The sequence below is a fragment of the Archangium sp. genome (assembly GCF_045802675.1).
Lineage (GTDB): Bacteria > Myxococcota > Myxococcia > Myxococcales > Myxococcaceae > Archangium.
Genome location: NZ_JBJMQO010000135.1, coordinates 1 through 21,076, shown reverse-complemented (window position 1 = coordinate 21,076; position 21,076 = coordinate 1). Strand labels below are relative to the sequence as shown.

The 21,076-nt window shown below is 72.4% G+C and carries 5 protein-coding genes; 3 read left to right on the top strand and 2 right to left on the bottom strand.

Annotated elements, in window-relative coordinates; all coding sequences use genetic code 11:
- The first annotated feature begins 7 nt into the window (after positions 1–7).
- From ACJ8AN_RS37425 to ACJ8AN_RS37415, 3 genes are read left to right on the top strand one after another with little or no spacing between them, the layout of a single operon-like run.
- Positions 8–7,717, top strand: coding sequence for an SDR family NAD(P)-dependent oxidoreductase (locus ACJ8AN_RS37425; RefSeq protein ID WP_407760391.1), 7,710 nt, complete (start codon positions 8–10; stop codon positions 7,715–7,717).
- A complete protein-coding gene (locus tag ACJ8AN_RS37420) occupies positions 7,714–17,214 on the top strand; it encodes an SDR family NAD(P)-dependent oxidoreductase (RefSeq protein ID WP_407760390.1) in 9,501 nt (3,166 codons plus the stop codon). Before ACJ8AN_RS37425 ends, ACJ8AN_RS37420 begins: the two co-directional genes overlap by 4 nt.
- Positions 17,215–17,224: 10 nt before the next feature.
- Positions 17,225–19,618 carry a type I polyketide synthase gene (locus tag ACJ8AN_RS37415; RefSeq protein ID WP_407760389.1) on the top strand — a complete coding sequence of 798 codons (2,394 nt, stop codon included), beginning with the start codon at positions 17,225–17,227 and terminating at the stop codon, positions 19,616–19,618.
- Here ACJ8AN_RS37415 and ACJ8AN_RS37410 read toward each other — a convergent pair.
- Positions 19,596–20,096 (bottom strand): response regulator, encoded by a 501-nt coding sequence (locus tag ACJ8AN_RS37410; protein ID WP_407760388.1) that lies wholly within the window; start codon positions 20,094–20,096, stop codon positions 19,596–19,598. The genes ACJ8AN_RS37415 and ACJ8AN_RS37410 overlap by 23 nt on opposite strands.
- Positions 20,093–21,076 (bottom strand): sensor histidine kinase (locus tag ACJ8AN_RS37405; protein ID WP_407760387.1); only part of this gene is annotated, 984 nt, incomplete at its 5' end. The genes ACJ8AN_RS37410 and ACJ8AN_RS37405, both read right to left, overlap by 4 nt.

Genomic DNA, 21,076 nt, shown 5'->3' with positions numbered 1-21,076 from the left:
GCAACACATGACGGAGAGCGAGAGCCAGCTGGGGCCGGGCGCCGGAGCCGCCGCGAAGGCGGATTCGGAGTTGGGGGGCGCCGAGGCCGGGGCCGCACATGGAGGAAGGGATGCGGAGCCCATCGCGGTGGTGGGCCTGGCGTGCCGTCTTCCCAGCGCCCCCGATGCGGAGGCCTTCTGGCGTCTGCTGTGTGAGCGCAGGGAGCTGCTCCAGGAGGTGCCCCCGGAGCGCTGGGACAATGGCGTCTGGTACGACGCGGACCCGCAGGCGCCGGGCAAGGCGAACACCCGTCACGGCTATTTCCTGGAGCGGGTGAGCGGGTTCGATCCGCTCTTCTTCGGGATTTCTCCGCGCGAGGCCTCGGAGATGGATCCCCAGCAGCGGTTGATGCTGGAGGTGATGTGGGAAGCACTGGAGGACGCGGGCGTGCCGGCGGTGAGCTTGAAGGGCTCGCGCACGGGCGTGTTCATGGGCGCCATCTGGCACGACTACGCGGACCGGCACCTGAGCGAGCGCGCGGCGGTGACGCTGCACAGCGCGACGGGACAGTCGCTCAATATCATCGCCAACCGGCTCTCGTACTTCCTGGGCCTCAAGGGGCCGAGCCTGACGGTGGACACGGCGTGCTCCTCGTCGCTGGTGGCGGTGCACCTGGCCTGCCAGAGCCTGCGCTCGGGTGAGTCGCGGCTGGCGCTGGTGGGCGGCGTGAACCTGATGTTCTCGCCCGAGGCCAACGTGCTGCTGTCCAAGTTCGGAGGGCTGGCGCCGGATGGCCGCAGCAAGGCGTTCGCCGCGGGCGCGGACGGCTTCGGGCGCGGCGAGGGCGCGGGCCTGGTGGTGCTCCAGCCGCTGTCGGCGGCGCTCGCGTCGGGGGCGCACATCTACTGCGTCATCCGCGGCAGCGCGGTGAACAACAACGGCACCGGCAACGGGCTCACCGCGCCGAGCGTGCCCGGACAGGCGGCGCTGCTGCGCGAGGCGTACGCGCGCGCCGGCGTGCCCACCAACCGCGTGCACTACGTGGAGACGCACGGCACGGGCACCGCGCTGGGAGATCCCACCGAGGCCAGCGCCCTGGGCGCCGCGCTCGGCGAGGGGCGGGCCATCGACCGGCCGCTGCTCATCGGCTCGTTGAAGGCCAACGTCGGCCACCTGGAGGGCGCCGCGGGCATCACCGGCCTCATCAAGCTGGCGCTCTCGCTGTCGAAGCGGCTGGTGCCGCCGCACATGATGCACGGCGAGCCGAGCCCGCGTATTCCCTTCGGCGAGCTGAGGCTGAGCCTGCCGCAGCGGCTGATGCCGTGGCCCAGCGAGGACGAGCCCGCGACGGCGGGAGTGAGCGCGTTCGGCTGGGGCGGCACCAACGCCCACGTGGTGCTGGAGGAGTCGCCGGTGGGGCGCGAGGAGCTGCTGCCGCTGGCGGCGGACTCCCAGGCGGAGCTGCTCGCCCAGGCGGCGAAGGCGGAGGAGCTGCTGCAGCACGAGGAGTCGCCGGTGTGCGTGCGCGACCTGTGCCGCACCTGGGCGCTGCTCACGGGGACGGGCGGCCACCGGGCGGCCTTCACCTTCCGCACGCGCGCGGAGCTGGCCCTGCAGCTCAAGTCCTTCCGGCAGGGGCGGCGCCGGGCGGGCCTCTTCACGGGGGAGCTGGGCACGCCGCCGCGGGTGGCCTTCATGTGCTCGCCCCAGGGCTCTCAGTGGGCCACCATGGGCCGCGAGCTGCTGGCCACGGAGCCGGTGTTCCGCGCCCGCGTGGAGGCGCTCGACACCACCTTCATGCCGCTGGCCGGCTGGTCGCTGGTGGAGGCCATGAGGGATCCGCACTCGCGGGTGCTCGCGGACGAGGACGCCGCCGAGCCGCTGACGCTCGCGATGCAGGTGGGCCTGGCGGCGCTGTGGCGCGCCTGGGGCGTGGAGCCCGAGGTGGTGGTGGGCCACGGCGTGGGCGAGGTGGCCGCCGCGTGCATCGCCGGGGGCCTGGAGGCCGCGGACGCGGTGTGGAAGGTGTACCGCGCCAGCCGCCTGCGGCAGTGGGAGTCGCTGCGGGACGAGCTGGAGGCGGCCCAGGAGCGGCTGTGGGCGCGCGAGGGGGGCATCCGCTGGGTGTCCACCGTGGCGCGCGAGATGGGCGTGGAGGGCCGCACGGGGGATGCGCGCTGCCGCACCCTGCGCCAGCCCGTGCGCTTCGCCCAGGCCGCCGAGCGCCTGGTGGCCGACGGCATCGACTCCTTCGTGGAGCTCAGCCCCCACCCGGTGCTGTGCCGCCCGGTGGAGCAGCTGCTGCGCAAGGCCGGCAAGGCGGGCGTGGTGGTGGGCTCGCTGCGGCGCGACGAGGCCCGCGCGGCCCTGCTGGAGTCGCTCGCGGCGCTGCACGCGCGGGGCGTCCAGGTGCGCTGGGCCTCGCTGCCGCCGCCGCAGGTGCCCGTCACCGAGCTGCCCTCCGCGAAGCCGCCCCCCGAGGCGGCCGGACGCACGGAGCTGCTGCCCCTGTCCGCCCAGACGCCCGAGGCGCTCACCCAGGCGGCCAGCGCCCTGCTCGCGCGCCTCGAGGAGCGCCCGCTGGCGCTGCACGACGTCTGCTACTCGGCCTCCGTGCACCGCACCCACCTGCACTACCGCCTGGCGCTGCTGGCCCGCACGCCCACCGAGACCCGCGACGGCCTCAAGGCCTTCCTGCGCGGCGAGGTGCGCCCGGGGCTCTCCGTCACGCGCAACCTGGATGGCCGGCACCAGCCCGTGGTGTTCGTCTTCCCGGGCCAGGGCTCGCAGTGGCTGGGCATGGGGCGCCGCCTCATGGCCGAGGAGCCCGTGTTCCGCTCGGCGCTCGAGCAGTGTGACGCCGCGCTGCGCCGCTTCGTGGACTGGTCGCTGATAGAGCTGCTGTCCTCGGACGACGCGGCGTGGATGGAGCGCATCGATCAGGTGCAGCCCACGCTCTTCTCCATCCAGGTGGCGCTGGCGCGGTTGTGGCGCGCCTGGGGCGTGGTGCCCGACATGGTGGTGGGCCACAGCATGGGGGAGATCGCCGCGGCGCACGTGGCCGGGGCGTTGGACCTGGTGGACGCGGCTCGCATCATCTGCCGCCGCAGCCTGCTGATGCGCCGCGTGAGCGGCCAGGGCGGCATGGTCATGGTGGAGCTGACGATGGACGAGGCGCGCGTCGCCATCCGCGGCCTGGAGGACTGGCTGTCCGTGGCCGCCAGCAACAGCCCGCGCTCCACCGTCCTCTCCGGCGAGCCGCACGCGCTCGCCCAGGTGGTGGAGAAGCTGGAGGCGCGCCAGGTCTTCTGCCGCCGGGTGAAGGTGGACGTGGCCTCGCACAGCCCGCAGATGGAGCCGCTGCGCGAGGACCTGCTCCGGGCGCTCGAGGGCCTGGCACCCCGGCGCGGCGAGGTGCCGCTGTACTCGACCGTGACGGGCGAGGTGACGGACGGCGCGGACCTGGAGCCGGGCTACTGGGTGCGCAACCTGAGGGATCCGGTGCTGTTGGCCCCCGTGGTGGAGAGCCTCGCCCAGAACGGGCACTCGCTCTTCGTGGAGGTGAGTCCGCACCCCATCCTGCTGCCCGCCATCGAGCAGACCATCGCCCACCTGCGCATGGAGGGCACGGTGCTGCCGTCCCTGCGCCGCGAGCAGCCGGAGCGCGAGGTGATGCTGGAGACGCTCGGCGGCCTCTACGCCGCGGGCCGCGAGGTGGAGTGGAAGGCGCTGTACCCGGAGAGCGGCCGCCGGGTGCGGCTGCCGGACTACCCCTGGCAGCGCCAGGACTGCTGGTTCCAGCCGGGCGAGGCGGCTCCCTCGCCGAAGGTGACGCGCGAGCAGCGGGGCCACTCGCTGCTGGGACCCGTGCGCCGCTCCTCGCTGCGCCCCGGGGCCTTCTTCTGGGACGTGGAGGTGGGGGTGCAGCACCTGCCCTGGCTGGCGGACCACCGTGTGCAGGGCACCATCCTCCTGCCCACCACGGCGTACCTGGACTGGACGATGACGGCGGTGCAGACGGCACTGGGGCCCGGGCCGTGGGTGCTCGAGGACCTGCGCATCGACGACGCGCTGGCGCTGCTCGGTGACAGCACGCGCAAGGCGGAGCTGCTGGTGGACGTGGGCTCCACGGGCGCCATCTCCTTCAAGGTGTCCAGCTTCATCCCCACGTCGGGCGGCGGCGGCGGCGCGGAGATGTGGACGGTGCACGCCAACGGGCGCGTGCGCGCGGCGGACTCCAACGGGCGCGGCTCGCTGCCGCTCACCATGGTGGAGGAAGTGCAGCGGCGGTGCACCGAGGTCCGCATCGGCGAGGGGCACTACCAGGGCATGGAGCAGCGCGGCCTCCAGTACGGCCCCACCTTCCGGGGCCTCAAGGAGTCGTGGCGCCGGGACGGAGAGGCCGTGGGCCGCATCGAGGTGCCCGAGGCGCTCGGGCCCGGGAGCGAGCTGCACCCCGCGGTGCTCGACGCGGCGCTGCAGGTGCTGCTGGATGCGGTGCCCTCGGGGGACACCACCTTCGTCCCCGTGCGCCTGCGCCGCTTCGAGGTGCTGCGCCGGGGCACACCGCAGTGGGCCCACGCGCGCCTGCCTTCCCTGGACTCCTGGCGCAAGGGCATGCCCCTGGAGGGGGATGTGCTCCTGCTCGACGCGCAGGGCGTGCCGCTCGCCGAGGTGGAGGGCCTGGAGCTCTCCGCGCTGGCCACGCGCTACGGCCGCGCCCGCTCCGAGCAGGATCGCTCGCTCTTCGAGCTGGTCTGGCGCCGGGTGGGCCTGCCCGCGGTGTTCGAGCCGGGCTCGGCCGACGCGCCCTGGCTCATCTTCCAGGACACCACCGGGGTGGGGGCCGCGCTGGCGGAGATGCTGGAGTCGTGGGGTGGCTCCTGCGTCCGCGTGGAGGCGGGGACGGGCCTGCGCAAGCTGGGCGCCCGCCACTACACGGTGACTCCCGGCTCGCGCGAGGACCTGCACCTGGTGCTGCAGCAGTGCTACCCGCAGGGCAACACCTGCACGGGCGTGGCGTACCTGTGGGGCCTGGACATGCCGTCCCCGGACGTGTCCGGTGAGCGCGCCCTCGACGAGGCGGTGCGGGCCTGCGCCGGCACGCTGCGCATCGTCCAGGAGGTGCTGCGGATGGGGTGGAGGGATCCTCCGCGCCTGTGGCTGGTGACGCGCGGCGCCTACCCGGTGCTGAACTCGCCCGCGACGGGAGCGCTCCAGGCGACGCTCTGGGGCCTCGGCCGCGCGGTGGGGCACGAGCACCCGGAGATGCACTGCACGTGCGTGGACCTGGATCCCTCCTCGCCCAGCGTGGACGTGGAGGCCCTGGGCCGCGAGCTGGCCGCGCGCGCCGACGACGAGCAGGTGGCGCTGCGGGCGGGGGCTCGCTTCGCGGCACGGCTCGTGCGGCGCTCGGGCTCGAAGGAGATGCTGGTGGAGCCGCTGCTGCCCGCGGCGGGACGCTCCTTCCAGGTGGAGACGCCTCCGGCGGGCTCCTTCGGCGGCGTGACGGTGCGCATGGCCGAGCGGCACCAGCCCGGCCCGGGCCAGGTGGAGATCGCCGTCGAGGCCTCGGCCCTCAACTTCATCGACGTGATGAAGACCATGGGCCTGTACGTGATGAAGAACACGGGCAAGGCCCCCGGGGCGCCGCTGGAGGGCCTGCCGCTCGGACTGGACTGCGCCGGCCGGGTGGTGGCCGTGGGCGAGGGGGTGACGGACCTCGAGGAGGGAGACGCGGTGGTGGCCTTCGCGCCGTCCGCCATGGCCTCGCACGTCGTCACGGATGCGCGCTTCGCCGTGCGCCGCCCCGAGAACCTGAGCGCGGTGGAGGCCAGCTCCATCCCCAGCGTCTTCATGACGGCCTGGTACGCGCTCAACCACCTGGCCCGGCTGCAGAAGGGTGAGCGCATCCTCATCCACTCCGCGGCGGGCGGGCTCGGACTGGCCGCGGTGCAGATCGCCCAGTACCTCGGCGCCGAGGTGCTCGCCACCGCGGGCACGCCGGAGAAGCGGGAGCTGCTGCGCTCGCTGGGCATCAAACACGTGATGGACTCGCGCACGCTCGCCTTCGCGGACGAGGTGCTGCGCGTGACGGGCAAGGAGGGCGTGGACGTGGTGCTCAACTCCCTCTCCGGAGATGCCATCACCCGGAGCATGGAGGTGCTCGCACCGGACGGGCGCTTCCTCGAGGTGGGCAACCGCGACATCCACGGCGGCCGGGCGTTGGACCTCTCCCAGTTCAGCCGCCGGCTCGTGTACGCGGCCATCGATCTGGTGGGCCTGAGGGAGCAGCGGCCGGCGCTGTGCTCGCGGATGCTGCGCGAGGTGGTGGAGCGCATGGCGACGGGCGAGCTCAAGCCCGTGAGCCACCGCGTCTTCCCCGTGTCACAGGTGTCCGAGGCCTTCCGCGAGATGGCGCAGGGCCAGCACGTGGGCAAGCTCGTCGTCACCATGGAGGACCCGGAGCTGCGCGTGGTGCCGCCGCGGCCGGGCTTCCGGGTGCGGCCGGACGGGACGTACCTCATCACCGGTGGCCTCGGTGGCCTGGGCCTGGAGGCGGCGCGCTGGCTGGTCGGTCATGGCGCACGCCACCTGCTGCTGCTGGGCCGCAGCGCCTCGCCCATGACGGCCCTGCCGGAGCTGGAGGCGCTGCGGGCCGAGGGGGCTCGCGTGGAGGTGATGCGCGCGGACGTGGCGGACGCGCGGCGTCTGGCCGAGGTGCTGGAGCTCACGCGCGGGGACATGCCCCGGCTGCGGGGCGTGCTACACTGCGCGGGCGTGCTCGATGACGGCATCCTGGAGCAGCAGGAGCCGGCGCGGTTCCGCTCGGTGATGGCGCCGAAGATTCAAGGCGCGTGGAACCTGCACATGCTCACCCGTGACGAGCCGCTGGACTTCTTCGTCCTCTACTCGTCCATGTCCGCGCTGCTGGGCCTGCCGGGCCAGGGCAACTACGCGGCGGCGAACGCGGCCATGGACGCGCTGGCCCATTACCGGCGCCAGCAGGGCCTGCCCGGCCTCAGCGTCAACTGGGGTCCCTTCTCCGAGGTGGGTCTGGCCGCCGCGCACTCCAACCGGGGCGAGCGCCTGGCCTACCAGGGCATGGCGAGCTTCACCCCGCGTCAGGGCAGCGAGCTGCTCGAGCGGCTGCTGGAGGAGGGCGCGGTGCACGTGGGCGCGGTGTCGCTCGACGTGCGCCAGTGGCTGGAGTTCTTCCCGAGCGCGGCGTCCATGCGCGTCTGGGACGAGCTGGCCGCCGAGCGCAGCGAGGGACAGCGTGGGCGCTCGGACTTCCTGGTGGAGCTGCGGCGCACCGCGTCCGGCGAGCGGCCAGGCAAGCTGGAGGCCCACCTGCGGGAGCGGCTGGCCCAGGTGCTGCGAATCGATCCCTCGCGCGTGGGCCGGCACGAGCCGTTCCGCGGCCTGGGGCTCGACTCGCTGATGAGCCTGGAGCTGCGCAACCGCATCGAGGCGGCGTTGGATCTGAAGCTGTCGGTGACGCTGCTGTGGGCGCACTCGACGCTGATGGCGCTGTCGACGTACCTGTTGGATCAGCTGGGGCTCGCGCCGAAGCATCACGAGGCGGCGGCCCCGGTGGAGCCGGTGCACACGGCAGTGGTGATCCGGCCCCCCGTTCCGGCGGATCCAGAGGTCCATCAGCTCGCGGAGCTGTCGGAAGGGAAGTTGCTCGAGATGGTGGATGACGCGTTGGCGGCCTGGGAGGACGTGAAGTGAGCGAGGAAGTGAAGGACGAGCTCAAGCAGCGCCTGGCGCGCGCCGTGATGGCGATGCAGAAGATGCAGGCCCGTATCGATTCCCTCGAGCGGGCCCGCACCGAACCCATCGCCATCATCGGCATGGGATGCCGCTTCCCCGGCGGAGCGGACACGCCGGAGGCGTATTGGGAGCTGCTGGCGGCCGGGAGGGATGCCGTCCGCCGGGAGCCGTCCTCGCGCCGTGCCGGGCCGGACACGGGCTCGCCGCGCTGGGCGGGTTACCTGGAGGACGTGAGCGGCTTCGACGCGGCGTTCTTCGGCATCTCTCCGCGCGAGGCCACCAGCATGGACCCCCGCCAGCGGCTGCTGCTGGAGGTGGCCTGGGAGGCGCTGGAGCACGCGGGGCAGGATCCCGAGCGGCTGGTGGAGACGCCCACGGGTGTCTTCGTGGGCCTCACGGGTGACGACTACGCGAAGCTGCTGCCCACGGACCCCGAGCACATCGACGCCTACTACGGCACCGGCAACGGCCACTGCTTCCCGCCCGGACGTGTCTCGTACACGCTCGGGTTGCAGGGGCCGAGCCTCGCGGTGGACACGGCGTGCTCGTCCTCGCTGGTGGCGCTGCACCTGGCCTCTCAGAGCCTGCGCAATGGCGAGTGCCACGTGGCGCTCGCGGGCGGCGCCAACCTCGTGTTGGACCCGTCCGTCACCGAGACGCTCGTGCGCATGCAGGCGCTCTCTCCGAACGGCCGGTGCAGTGCCTTCGACGCGCGGGCCAATGGCTTCGTGCGCGGCGAGGGCTGCGGGCTCGTGGTGCTCAAGCGGCTGTCGGACGCGCAGGCCCAGGGGGATCGCATCCTCGCGGTCATCCGTGGCTCGGCCGTCAACCAGGATGGGCGCTCGCAGGGACTCACCGCACCCAACATGCTCGCTCAACAGGCCCTGCTGCGGCAGGCGTTGGCGAACGCGAAGGTGGACCCTTCCGCCCTCGGGTACGTGGAGGCCCACGGCACCGGCACGCCGCTCGGAGACCCGATCGAGGTGGAGGCGCTCGTCGACGTGATGGGCAAGCCGAGGCCGGATGGCTCGCGGTGCGCGCTCGGCTCGGTGAAGACGAACTTCGGCCACCTGGAGGCGGCGGCGGGCATCGCCGGGCTCATGAAGGTGGTGCTCGCGCTCCAGCACGAGGCCATCCCCAAGCACCTGAACTTCAGCCGGCTCAACCCGCGCATCCGCCTGGAGGGCACGCCGTTCTTCATCCCCGGCGAGCTGTGGCCGTGGAAGCGCTCGGCGACGCCCCGGCTCGCGGGCGTGAGCGCGTTCGGCATGAGCGGCACCAACGCGCACATCATCCTGGAGGAGGCGCCCATTCCGGCGCCGCCCGCGTACACGCTCACCCGGCCCACCGCGCACCTGCTGACGCTCTCGGCCCGGAGTGAGGAGGCCCTCTCGGCCCTGGTGCGCCGCTACGCGGACCACCTCACCGACCATCCGAACCTGGACGCCGCGGACGTGTGCTTCACCGCGAACACCACCCGCGCGCGCATGCCGCACCGGCTGTCCGTGGTGGGCGGCTCCTCGCAGGCGCTGGCCACGGGCCTGTCCGCGTTCGCCTCGGGACGCAAGACGGAGCAGGTGGTCCAGGGCAAGGCGGGACACTCCGCACCCCGGGTGGCCTTCCTCTTCACCGGTCAGGGCTCGCAATTCCCCGGCATGGGCCGGCGGCTCTACGAGACGTCCGCTGTCTTCCGTGATGCCCTGGAGCGCTGCGCCGCGCGGCTCAAGCCGAAGCTGGACCTCTTCTCGGTGCTGTACCCGAAGGACGGGGTGCCCTCGCCCATCGACCAGACGGCGTACAGCCAGCCGGCGCTGTTCGCCCTGGAGTACGCGCTGGCGGAGCTGTGGCGCTCGTGGGGCGTGGTGCCGGACGCGGTGATGGGCCACAGCGTGGGCGAGTTCGCCGCCGCGTGCGTGGCTGGCATCCTCTCGATGGAGGACGCGTTGGAGCTCATCGCCGAGCGCGGGCGGCTCATGCAGGCGCTGCCCGCGGGCGGCGTCATGGCCACGGTGTTCGCCACCGAGGCCCAGGTGGTGCCGCTGCTCGCGCCGTACCGGGACCGAGCGTCCATCGCCGCGTACAACGCTCCGGGCCAGCTCACCCTGTCCGGTGCCGCCGACGCCGTGGAGCGCATCATCTCGGCGCTGGAGTCCCAGGGCATCGCGGCGCGCAAGCTCACCGTCTCGCATGCCTTCCACTCGCCGCTGGTGGATCCGATGCTGGACGCCCTGGAGGCGAAGGCGGCACGGATGAGGTGGAAGGCGGGCCAGATTCCGCTCATCTCCAACGTGACCGGCCGGCCGGTGGGCCCGGGCGAGCTGGGCTCCGCGGGCTACTGGCGCCGCCACGCGCGCGAGGCCGTGCGCTTCCAGGAGGGCATGGAGTCCCTGCGCGGGCTGGGCATCGACGCCTTCGTCGAGGTGGGCCCGCACACCACGCTGCTGGGGCTCGGCAAGGCGTGCCTGGGCGAGGGGCCCGAGTGGCTCCCCTCGCTGCGCAAGGGCAAGGATGACGCCGAGCAGATGCGGGCCGCGCTCGGACACCTGTTCGTCCGGGGGCTCGCGCTGGACTGGCGCAGGGTGGACCCGGAGCTCGCGCGCCGCAAGGTGGCGCTGCCTCGCTACCCGTGGCAGCGGCAGCGGTACTGGGCCCTTCCCGAGGTGTCCACCTCCGTGGCGAGCGTCCGGGCCGAGGCTTCCCCCGCTCGAGCCGCGAAGGGCGAGCTGTACGGACTGGAGTGGCAGCCCGCGGCGCGTCTGGCGCCGTCCTCTTCTCCGGCGCCTGGCACCTGGCTGCTGCTGTGCGATCGCGGTGGCGTGGGCAAGCAGCTCGCCGCGCGCATCGAGGCCCAGGGGCTGTCCTGCGTGAAGGTGGACGCGAACGATACCGCGGGCCTCGGGCGGCTGTGGCGCGAGCGCTTCTCCGTGGCGTCGCCCTGCGCGGGCGTGGTGTACCTGGGCGGCCTGGATGTGACGGGCGTGGACGGCGCGGGCATTCGCGAGGCCTGTGCAAGTGTGGCCTCCGTGCTGCGCGTCGTGGACGGCTCGCAGGAGCCGGGCGGACGGCTGTGGATCATCACCCGGAGCGCGCAGGCCGCGGGTCCGGGCGTGGCGAAGGTGGAGCCCGCCCAGGCACCGCTCTGGGGACTCGGGCGGACCGTGGCGCTGGAGAGTCCGGGCCGCTGGGGTGGGTTGATCGACCTGGGCCCCGAGGAGGGCGTGGACTCCCTCTGGGACGAGCTGCGTGCCGCGTCGGGTGAGGATCAGGTGGCGCTGCGGGGCGGCCAGCGGTTCGTGGCGCGTCTCGTGGAGCGCGAGGCCCCGGAGTCCCGGCCCATGACGGTGCGGGCCGAGGCCACCTACCTCATCACGGGGGGCCAGGGGTCGCTCGGGCTCGAGGTGGCGCGCTGGCTGGTACGCCGGGGCGCGAGGCACCTCGTGCTCACCGCGCGCCGGGCCTTCCCCGAGCGCTCGCAGTGGGAGGTGCTCCAGGCCCAGGGCGGCGAGCAGGCCGAGCGGATCTCCCTCGTGCGCGAGCTGGAGGCGGCGGGCGCCGAGGTGCTGTTGGCCCAGGCGGACGTGTCCCGGCGCGACGCGATGGCGGCGCTGCTCGAGCGGGTGAAGAGCTCGATGCCTCCGCTGCGCGGCATCGTCCACGCTCCGGCGGTGTCGTCGACGGCGATGGTGCGCGACCTGGACGCGGAGATGCTCGACCGGGTGCTGGCTCCGAAGGTGGAGGGCGTCTGGCACCTCCACGAGCTGACGCGCGAGGAGCCGCTGGACTTCTTCGTGCTCTTCTCGTCCATCGCGGCCGTGTGGGGCTCGGCGGGCGTGGGGCACTACGCCGCGGCCAATGCCTTCCTGGATGCGGTCGCCGTGCACCGGCACGCGCTCGGCTTGCCGGCGACGAGCATCAACTGGGGGCTCTGGAGCGGCCAGGGCGCGGCCACCCCCGAGGAGAAGCGCTGGCTGGACACCCTGGGCGTGGAGCCGATGGAGCGAGAGTCCGCGCTGGAGTGGATGGAGCGGCTCGTGGGGGCGCGTGTGCCGCAGGCCGTGGTGGCCAGCGTCCGCTGGGAGCGCTTCCGGCCCATCTTCGAGTCCCGTGGCCCGAGGCCCCTGCTGGAGCGGATTCGCAAGGAGACGGCCTCGCAGACGGCGGCTCCGGCGAAGGCCGACGCGAAGGCTTCCGCCCCGGCACCGTGGCGCGAAGCGGCCTCCGCGTCCGCCCGGCACGAGGCGTTGCGGTCCCTGGTGCAGGAGACCGTGTCGCGCATCCTCGGCCTGCCGTCCGGCGAGGTGCTCGAGGCCGAGCGCGGCTTCCACGAGCTGGGGATGGACTCCATCATGTCGGTGGAGGTGAAGGTCCGCCTGGAGAAGTCGTTGGGGCTGTCGCTGCCGGCGACCCTGGCCTTCAACTTCCCGAGCGTGCGGGCCCTCACGGAGCATCTGTTCTCGCTCGTCGAGGCGGAGGCTCCCCGCGCCGCCGCGCCCGAGGCCCGGAGCGAAGCCCCGCCGGACGAGCCCATCGCCATCGTCGGCATGGCGTGCCGGCTGCCGGGTGGAGCGGACTCGCCAGAGGCCTTCTGGAAGCTGTTGCGCGAGGGCACGGACGCCATCTCGGAGATTCCGGCGGACCGGTGGGACGTGGACGCCTGGTACGACGCGGATCCGGAGGCGCCGGGGAAGATGTACGTGCGCTCGGGCGGCTTCCTTCGGGAGGTGGACCGCTTCGAGCCGCAGTTCTTCGGCATCTCGCCGCGCGAAGCGGAGAGCATGGATCCGCAGCAGCGGCTGGTGCTGGAGGTGGCCTGGGAGGCGCTGGAGCGGGCCGGCCAGGACGTGAAGGCACTGCGTGAATCGCGCACGGGCGTCTTCGTGGGCATCACCACGGCGGACTACGCGCGGGTCATCCTCCAGGGGCGGCCCGAGGACGTGGATGCATGGTTCGCCTCGGGCACGTCGCTGAACGTGGTGGCGGGACGGCTCTCGTACACGCTCGGCCTGCAGGGCCCGAGCATGGCGGTGGACACGGCGTGCTCCTCGTCGCTGACGGCGCTGCACCTGGCCTGCCAGAGCCTGCGCTCGGGCGAGTCCACGATGGCGCTCGCGGCGGGAGTGAATCTCATCCTGTCGCCCGAGCCGATGATGGCCGTCTGCAAGGCGCGGATGCTCGCGGCGGATGGGCGGTGCAAGACGTTCGACGCGTCGGCGAATGGCTTCGCCCGGGCCGAGGGCTGCGGCGTGCTGGTGCTCAAGCGGCTCTCCGAGGCGCAGGCGAACGGGGACGACATCCTCGCGGTCATCCGCGGCACGGCGGTGAACCAGGACGGAGCGAGCAGCGGGCTGACGGTGCCGAACGGACTGGCGCAGCAGGCGGTCATCCGCGAGGCGCTGGGGCATGCGGGAGTCTCTCCCGCCGAGGTGAGCTACCTGGAGGCGCACGGTACGGGGACGTCGCTGGGAGACCCCATCGAGGCGGAGGCGATGTGGTCGGTGCTGAAGGAGGGGCGCAAGGGAGGCGAGTCGCTGTGGATGGGCTCGGTGAAGACGAACCTCGGGCACCTGGAGTCCGCGGCGGGCGTGACGGGCGTGATGAAGGTGGTGCTGGCGATGCGGAACAAGCAGCTGCCGGCGCACCTGCACCTGAAGACGCCCAACCCGCACATCGACTGGAAGAGCATGGCCGTGAAGGTGCCGGTGGAGCTGACGCCGTGGGAGCCGACGCAGGGGCGGCGCCTCGCGGGGGTGAGCTCCTTCGGCTTCGGCGGGACGAACGCACACGTGGTGCTGGAGGAGGCGCCGCCGATGCCGGTGCGGACGCGGGACGTGGAGAGACCGGAGCACGTGCTGGTGCTGTCGGCGCGGAGCCCGGAGGCGCTGAGAGCCCAGGCGGACCAGTACGCGCGAGTGCTGGAGGAAGGGCGCGCGGAGCTGGGAGACGTGTGCTTCACGGCCGCGGTGGGACGCGCGCACTTCGAGCACCGGCTGGCGGTGGTGGGCCGGGACTCGAGGCGGATGCGCGAGCTGCTGTCGGCGGTGGCGGCGGGCGGGGAGGCGCAAGGCGTGGTGCCGGGGAAGGCGGCGGGCCCGGCGCGCGAGGTGGCCTTCGTCTTCGGTTCGGCCGTCATGGGCAAGGAGACGGGCAAGGAGCTGTACGAGACGCAGCCCGTCTTCCGCGAGGCGGTGGACAAGTGCGCTGAGGCGCTCAGGAGCGTGCTGGAGACGCCGCTGGTGCAGGTGCTGTACGGCCCCGGCTCCGCGCTGTTGAAGGAGGAGGCGTACGGCAGGGCCGCGGAGTTCACGCTGTCGTGGGCCCTGGCGCGGCTGTGGCGCGCGTGGGGCGTGCTGCCAGCGGGGGTGGTGGGGCAGGGCGTGGGCGAGTACGTCGCGGCGGTGGAGACGGGAGTGCTCGGCCTGGAGGAGGGGCTGAGGCTCGTGGTGGCCAATGTGCCGTTGGTGCGCTCGGAGAAGGGCAACACCGAGGGCGCCGAGGTCCTCTTGCTCCACCCGGGCGAAGCGGACTGGACGCGGCTGCTGAAGACGCTGGGCGCGCTGTACGTGAAGGGCGTGGAGGTGGACTGGGCCGCGTTCGATGCACCGTACGCCCGGCGCCGGATCTCCCTGCCCACGTACCCCTTCCAGCGCCAGCGCTACTGGTGGCGGGGCGCGCCGCGAGGGGCACTCGCTCCCCGGGGCGAGCAGGCCCTCACGCCGCACTTCGGCCGGCGGCTGCGCTCCCCGGTGCTCGACGCGCTCGTGTACGAGACGGCCTACGGACCGTCCCGGCCGGCGCACCTCAACGACCATCGCCTCTTCGGCTCGCTCGTCGCGGCGGGGTCCTCGCACGTGTCGCTGGTGCTCTCGGTCATCGAGGACGCCTTCGGCTCGCCCGCGTGCACGCTGGAGAACCTGGCCTTCCCCCAGGCGCTGGTGCTCGCGGACGACGAGGAGCGCACGCTCCAGGTCATCCTCACGCCCCAGGAGCAGGGCCGGGCCTTCGAGGTGAAGTCGCTCGGTGGCTCGGACGGCGCGGAGACGTGGGTGCTGCACGCCAGCGGCGGAGTGCGGGTGGGCCTCGCCGAGCCGCCCCAGCCGTGGGCCTCGCGCGAGGAGCTCCTGGCCCGTTGCAGCGAGCGCCGCTCGGGCGACGAGCTCTACAGCGCCATGAAGGAGCAGGGCTACACGCTGGGCTCGGGCTACCAGTGGATCCACTCGGTGGCTCGCGCGGGAGATGAGCTCCTCGGGGAGATGCGGCTGCCTCCGCTGCCGGACGACCTGGAGGACTACCCGCTCTACCCGGGCTTCGTGGACTCGTGCTTCCAGGTGCTCGCGAGCTGGACGCTGGATCTCCAGGCCCGCAAGTCGGACGCGCTGCTCATCCCGTTCAGCGTGTCGCGCTTCACCGTCTACCGGCGGCCGCGCGGGACGGTGTGGTGCCATGCCCGCATCGAAGGGGGCGGGAAGGCCGAGCCGGGTGCGCCCATCGGCGGCGACCTGCGCATCTTCGACGAGCAGGGGCTGGTGGCGGAGGTGCTGGGCTTCCGGGGACGGATGGCGAGCCGGGAAGCCGTGCGCCTCAGCACGCACGCACGCCGGGACGAGGCCCGCTACGACATCTTCTGGCGGCCCATGCCCACGGCGGTGCCCACCGCGACGCCCGTGGCGGACAGGAAGCAGCCGTGGGTGCTGCTCATGGATGGCCAGGGCGTGGGCGAGCGGCTCGGGCGCATGCTCGAGGAGCACGGCGCGTCCGTGGTCCGCGTGCGCTCCGGGGAGCTCACCCGCGTCCCGGACGGCTGCGCGGGCGTGGTGTACCTGGGAGGCCTGGATCAACGGCCTGGCAAGGACGCCACCGCGGAGTCGGTGCAGCGGGCGGCGCTGGAGGCGAGTGATGGCGTGGTGCGGCTCGTGAAGGCGCTGGCGAGCCGGGACGATGCGCCTCCCGTGTGGCTCGTCACCCGGGGCGCGCAGGCGGTGAAGGACACCCGCCCGGGGCTCGCGCTGGCCCAGGCGACCCTGTGGGGACTCGGCCGGGTGATGGACCTGGAGCTGCCCGGAGTGCGTTGCACCCGCGTGGACCTGGATCCGGAGAACCTCGAGGGCAGCATCCGGATGCTGTTCTCCGAGCTGGGAGGCGGTGCGCTCGCTCCCGAGCGCGAGGTGGCCTTCCGCGGCGGCGTGCGCCTGCACCCGGTGCTGCGCAAGGACACGAGCTCGCGCGGCGCCTCCATCACGCTCCGCGCGGACGCCACCTACCTCGTCACGGGCGGGCTCGGTGGACTGGGCCTGGAGGTGGCGCGGTGGATGGTGGAGCAGGGCGCGCGTCACCTGGTGCTGGTGGGCCGCCGGGCGCCTTCGGCCTCGGCCACCGAGTCGGTGCGCGCGCTCGAGAAGGCGGGGGCCCACGTCCTCGTGGCCTCCGTGGACGTCTCGCGCGAGGCGGACGTGGCGAAGCTCCTCCAGCGGCTCGACGCGGAGTCCCCACCGCTGCGGGGCATCGTCCATTCGGCGGGCGTGCTGGATGACGGAGCGCTCGCGCAGCAGGACCTCGCCCGCTTCGAGCGGGTGATGGCGCCGAAGGTGGCGGGAGCGTGGAACCTGCACCGGCTCACCGGGAACCGGGAGCTGGACTTCTTCGTCTTCTTCGCCTCGGCCTCCGCGATGCTCGGCTCGGCGGGACAGGGCAACTACGCCGCGGCGAACGCCTTCCTGGACGCGCTCGCGCACGAGCGGCAGGCCCGTGGGCTGGTGGCGCAGTCGATGGATTGGGGACCGTGGGCGGAGGCGGGCATGCTGGGCTCGCTGGATGCGCACGTGTCGCGCTCCCTGGAGCGCCGGGGCATCCGGCTGCTTCCGACGCGGCAGTGCCTCGCGCTGTTCGGCGAGGCGCTCGCGAGCGGCAAGCCGCAGGTGGCCCTCATGTCCGTGCAGTGGCCGGTGTACCTGGAGTCGATCGGGGCCCTCGGGCGCTCGTCCTTCTTCGAGACGCTGGCACCTGTCCGGGGCGCCGGGCCTCGCGCGGTGCAGCCTCCGCGCTACCCGCTGGCGGAGCAGCTCCGGGCGGCAATGCCTCACGAGCGGCCCGAGGTGCTGGCGCGGGGCCTCCAGGACGAGGTCGCGCGCATCCTCCGGCTGCGGCCCTCGGAGCTCGACTGGCGTCAGGGTTTCGCCGAGCTCGGCATGGACTCGCTGATGGCCATCGAGCTGCGCAATGTGTTGCAGAAGGGGCTCGGTATCTCCGTGCCGGCGACGGTGGCGTTGGATCACCCGACCGTCGACTTCCTGGTACGGCACCTGCTGGGCGAGGTGTTGAAGCTCGACACCGGGGAGACGCCGAAGGCACCTCCCGTGTCCGCGAAGCCCGAGGACACCACGCTGGAGAAGGACCTCGAGGGCCTGTCCGACGCCGAGCTGGCGCGGCTGGTGGCCGAGGATCTCGCCAAGGATTCGTGAGGGAGCGGGAATGTCCGAGGAGCTCAACCATCGCCAGTTGTTGCAGCAACAGCTGGTGAAGATTCGCAAGCTGGAGGCCCGGCTGGAGCAGGCCGAGGCCGCCCGGCGCGAGCCGATTGCCATTGTGGGCATGGCCTGCCGTCTGCCGGGGGGCGTGGAGACCCCGGAGGACTTCTGGGACCTGCAGGTGAAGGGCGTGGACGCCACCAGCGAGGTGCCCGCGGACCGTTGGGACGCCGAGTCCTTGTACGACCCGGATCCCCAGGCACGGGGGAAGATTCGCACCCGGCGCGGAGGCTTCCTGAAGGACGTGGACCGGTTCGACGCGCGCTTCTTCGGCATCTCGCCGAGGGAAGCGGAGTACATGGATCCGCAGCAGCGGCTGGTGTTGGAGGTGGGGTGGGAGGCCCTGGAGCGCGCGGGGCACGCGGTGGAGCGCTCCAGGCGGGACCGGGTGGGCGTCTTCGTGGGGGTGATGAACAATGATTACGGGCAGCTCGCGCTGAACGCGGGAGGCCTGCGAGTGATTGACCCCTACTTCATGGGGGCGAGGGCGAACTGCGCCATCTCCGGGAGGCTGTCGTATCTGTTTGGCTTCCAGGGCCCGAGCCTGGTGGTGGACACGGCGTGCTCGTCGTCGCTGGTGGCGGTGCACCTGGCCAGCCAGAGTCTGCGCAATGGCGAGTGCTCGCTGGCGCTGGCGGGGGGCGTGAACCTCCTCCTGTCGCCGGAGGCGAGTGTCTATCTTTCCAGCAGTGGGGCGCTGTCGCCGGACGGGCGGTGCAAGGCCTTCGACGCGTCGGCGGATGGCTTTGGCCGGGCCGAGGCGTGTGGGTTGCTGGTGCTCGAGCGGCTGTCGGATGCGCGGGCGAGGGGCGCCCACATCCTCGCGGTCATCCGGGGCTCGGCGGTGGGGCATGACGGCCCGAGCAGCGCGTTCACGGTGCCGAGTGGGGTGGCGCAGCAGTCGGTCATCCGCGAGGCGTTGCGGAGCGGGGGCGTGTCACCGGCCGAGGTGAGCTACCTGGAGGCGCACGGCACGGGGACGGCGATGGGAGACCCCATCGAGGCCGAGGCGATGTGGTCGGTGTTGAAGGAGGGGCGCTCGGGCGGGGAGTCGCTGTGGATGGGCTCGGTGAAGACGAACCTGGGCTATCCGGAGGCGGCCTCGGGGGTGGTGGGGATGATGAAGGTGATGCTGGCGATGCGGAACAAGCAATTGCCGGCGCACCTGCACCTGAAGAAGCCCCATCCCCACATCGACTGGAAGGGAATGGGCGTGAAGGTGCCGGTGGAGCTGACGCCGTGGGAGCCGACGCAGGGCCGGCGCATCGCGGGGGTGACGTCCTACGGGCGGACCGGAACCCTGGCGCATGTGGTGTTGGAGGAGGCGCCAGCGCGGGCGGAGGTGAAGCGGGACGTGGAGCGGCCGGCGCACGTGCTGGTGCTCTCGGCCCGGAGCGAGGAGGCCTTGCGAGCGCAGGCGGGCCGTTACGCCCGCTTCCTGGCGGAGGGCAGCGCGGAGCTCGCGGAGGTGTGTTTCACGGCCGCGGCGGGGCGGGCCCACTTCGAGCACCGGCTGGCGGTGGTGGGCGCCCCGCTGCAACAGGTGCGCGAGAAACTCCTCGCGGTGGAAGCGGGTCGCGCGGTGGAGGGCGTGAAGGTGGGGAGCGAGGTGACGCACGCGCCCGGGGTGGTGTTTGTCTTTGGAGGGGAAGGGGAGCGCACCGCGGGCATGGGCCGCGAGCTGTACGAGACGCAGCCCGTCTTCCGCGAGGCGCTGGAGAAGTGCGGAGAAGCGCTGAAGGGCGTGCTGGAGAAGCCGCTGGTGCAGGTGCTGTATGGCTCCGAGTCCGCGCTGTTGAATCAGGAGCCGTACGGCGGGGCCGCCGAGCTCGCGCTGGAGTGGGCTCAGGCGCGGCTGTGGCGGGCCTGGGGCGTGCAGCCCAGGGCCGTGGCCGGTCACGGAATCGGCCTGTTGGCGGCGGCGGTGGAGGCGGGAGTCTTCAGCCTCGAGGAAGGGCTGAGATTGGCGTCGGGCGGGCCATCCCAGGCAGGCGCCTACGCCGCACCCAGACTGCTGCTGGTGGACGCCGGGACGGGAGCGGCGGTGGGTGGCGAGGCCCTCCAGAAGGAGCTCTGGCGCGAGGCCCGGAGCCAGCGGCCGCCGCTCGGGGACGAAGCCGGGCAGGCGTTGAAGGCCCACGGGGTGGAGGTGTGTCTGGGATTGGGGCCCCGGCTGGAGTGGGCCCGGATCCTGGAGACCCTGGGCACCCTGTACGTGCGAGGCGTGGAGGTGGACTGGGCCGCCTTCGATGCGCCCTACGCGCGGCGCCGGGTCACCCTGCCCACCTATCCCTTCCAGCGCGAGCGCTACTGGCTCAAGCCGGAGCGGGCTCGGTGAGGGTGACGGCCAGTTCGCGCACCTCCTGCCCGTTGAAGGGCTTGCGCAGCTCCTTCAGCAATTGGAGGTCGCTGAACTCCCGCACGAGCTCCGCCCACGAGTAGTCGGAGTAGGCCGAGCACAGCACCACGCGCAGCGAGGGAGCCACCTCGCGCAGGCGCCGCAGCGTCTCGGCCCCGTTCCAGCCCGGGGGCATCCGGTAGTCAAGGAACACCAGCGCATAGGGCTGGTGGGCCTCCACGGCCGCGCGGATCTTGGCCAGGCCTTCCTGTCCCTGGAAGGCCGAGTCCACCTCGAACTCGGGCTCGGTGGGGCCCGTGGTGCGAGAGGCAGGCGGACCGAAGAGGGCCTCCTCCAGCAGATCGATGTCTCCCCGGCTGCGGCGCTGCTCCGGAGTGAGGATCCGCCGGAAGTCCGTGTGGATGGCCTCCGAGTCATCGATGATGAGGACTCGCTTCTTGCTCTCACGCTGGGTCATGCCGCCGCCTGTTGTGCCGGGAGATAGGGGAGCTCCAGGGTGAAGGTGGCTCCGTGTCCCGGACCGTTACTGTGAACGGTCAGCGAGCCACCCATCTCCTGCGCCGCGATGGCGCTGGAGTGCAGGCCGAAGCCATGCCCTTCCTCGCGGGTGGTGAAGCCATACTGGAAGATCCGGGTGAGCATCTCCGGCGCGATGCCCATTCCGTTGTCATGAACCACGATGTGGAGGCGGTCACTCCCGGCGGGCTCCAGCTTGACGGACAGGAGCCGCTCGGCCGGTGCGACCGAATCCATGGCGTACTTGGCGTTGCTGACCAGATTGACGAGGATCATCAACGCCTTGTGCTTGTCGGTGAGCACCGGAGGCATCAAGGCCAGTTGGCGCTGCACCTTCACCTGATGGCGGATGAGCCCGGCCGAGTTGATGCGGATGGCGTCCTCCACCAGATCCACCAGTTGAACGGGCTCGTGGACGCGGGGAATGCGCGCGTAGTTCTGCTGCACCTTGACGATGTCGCCCACGTGCTCGGTGTAGCGGCCCACGTCGTCGAGCAACGAGAGGATGTCCTGACGCTCGTCGAGCAGGTTCTGCCCCAGCTTGCTCAGGAAGGGCATGACGTTCCGCCCGCGCTCATCCTGGGTGAGGAAGGTGCCCACGTCGGACTCGTGCTCCTGAATCATGCCGGCCACACGGCCCACGTGCTCCAGACGCATGTCCGCCATCCGCTCCTTGGCGAGCATGGCGGAGGTGTAGACGCTGTTGAGCACGTTACCCACGTTGTGCAACACATTGGTGGCGATCTCCGCCATGCCGGCGCGCCGGGCCGTCTGCACCAGTTGCATGTGGACGTCCTTGAGCTCGCGGGTGCGCTCCTCGACCCGCTGCTCCAGACCCTCGTTGGCCTGACGCAGGGCTTCCTCGCGGCGCTGCACCTCGTCGGCCATGCGGCGGAAGGAGCGGGCGAGCTGTCCCAGCTC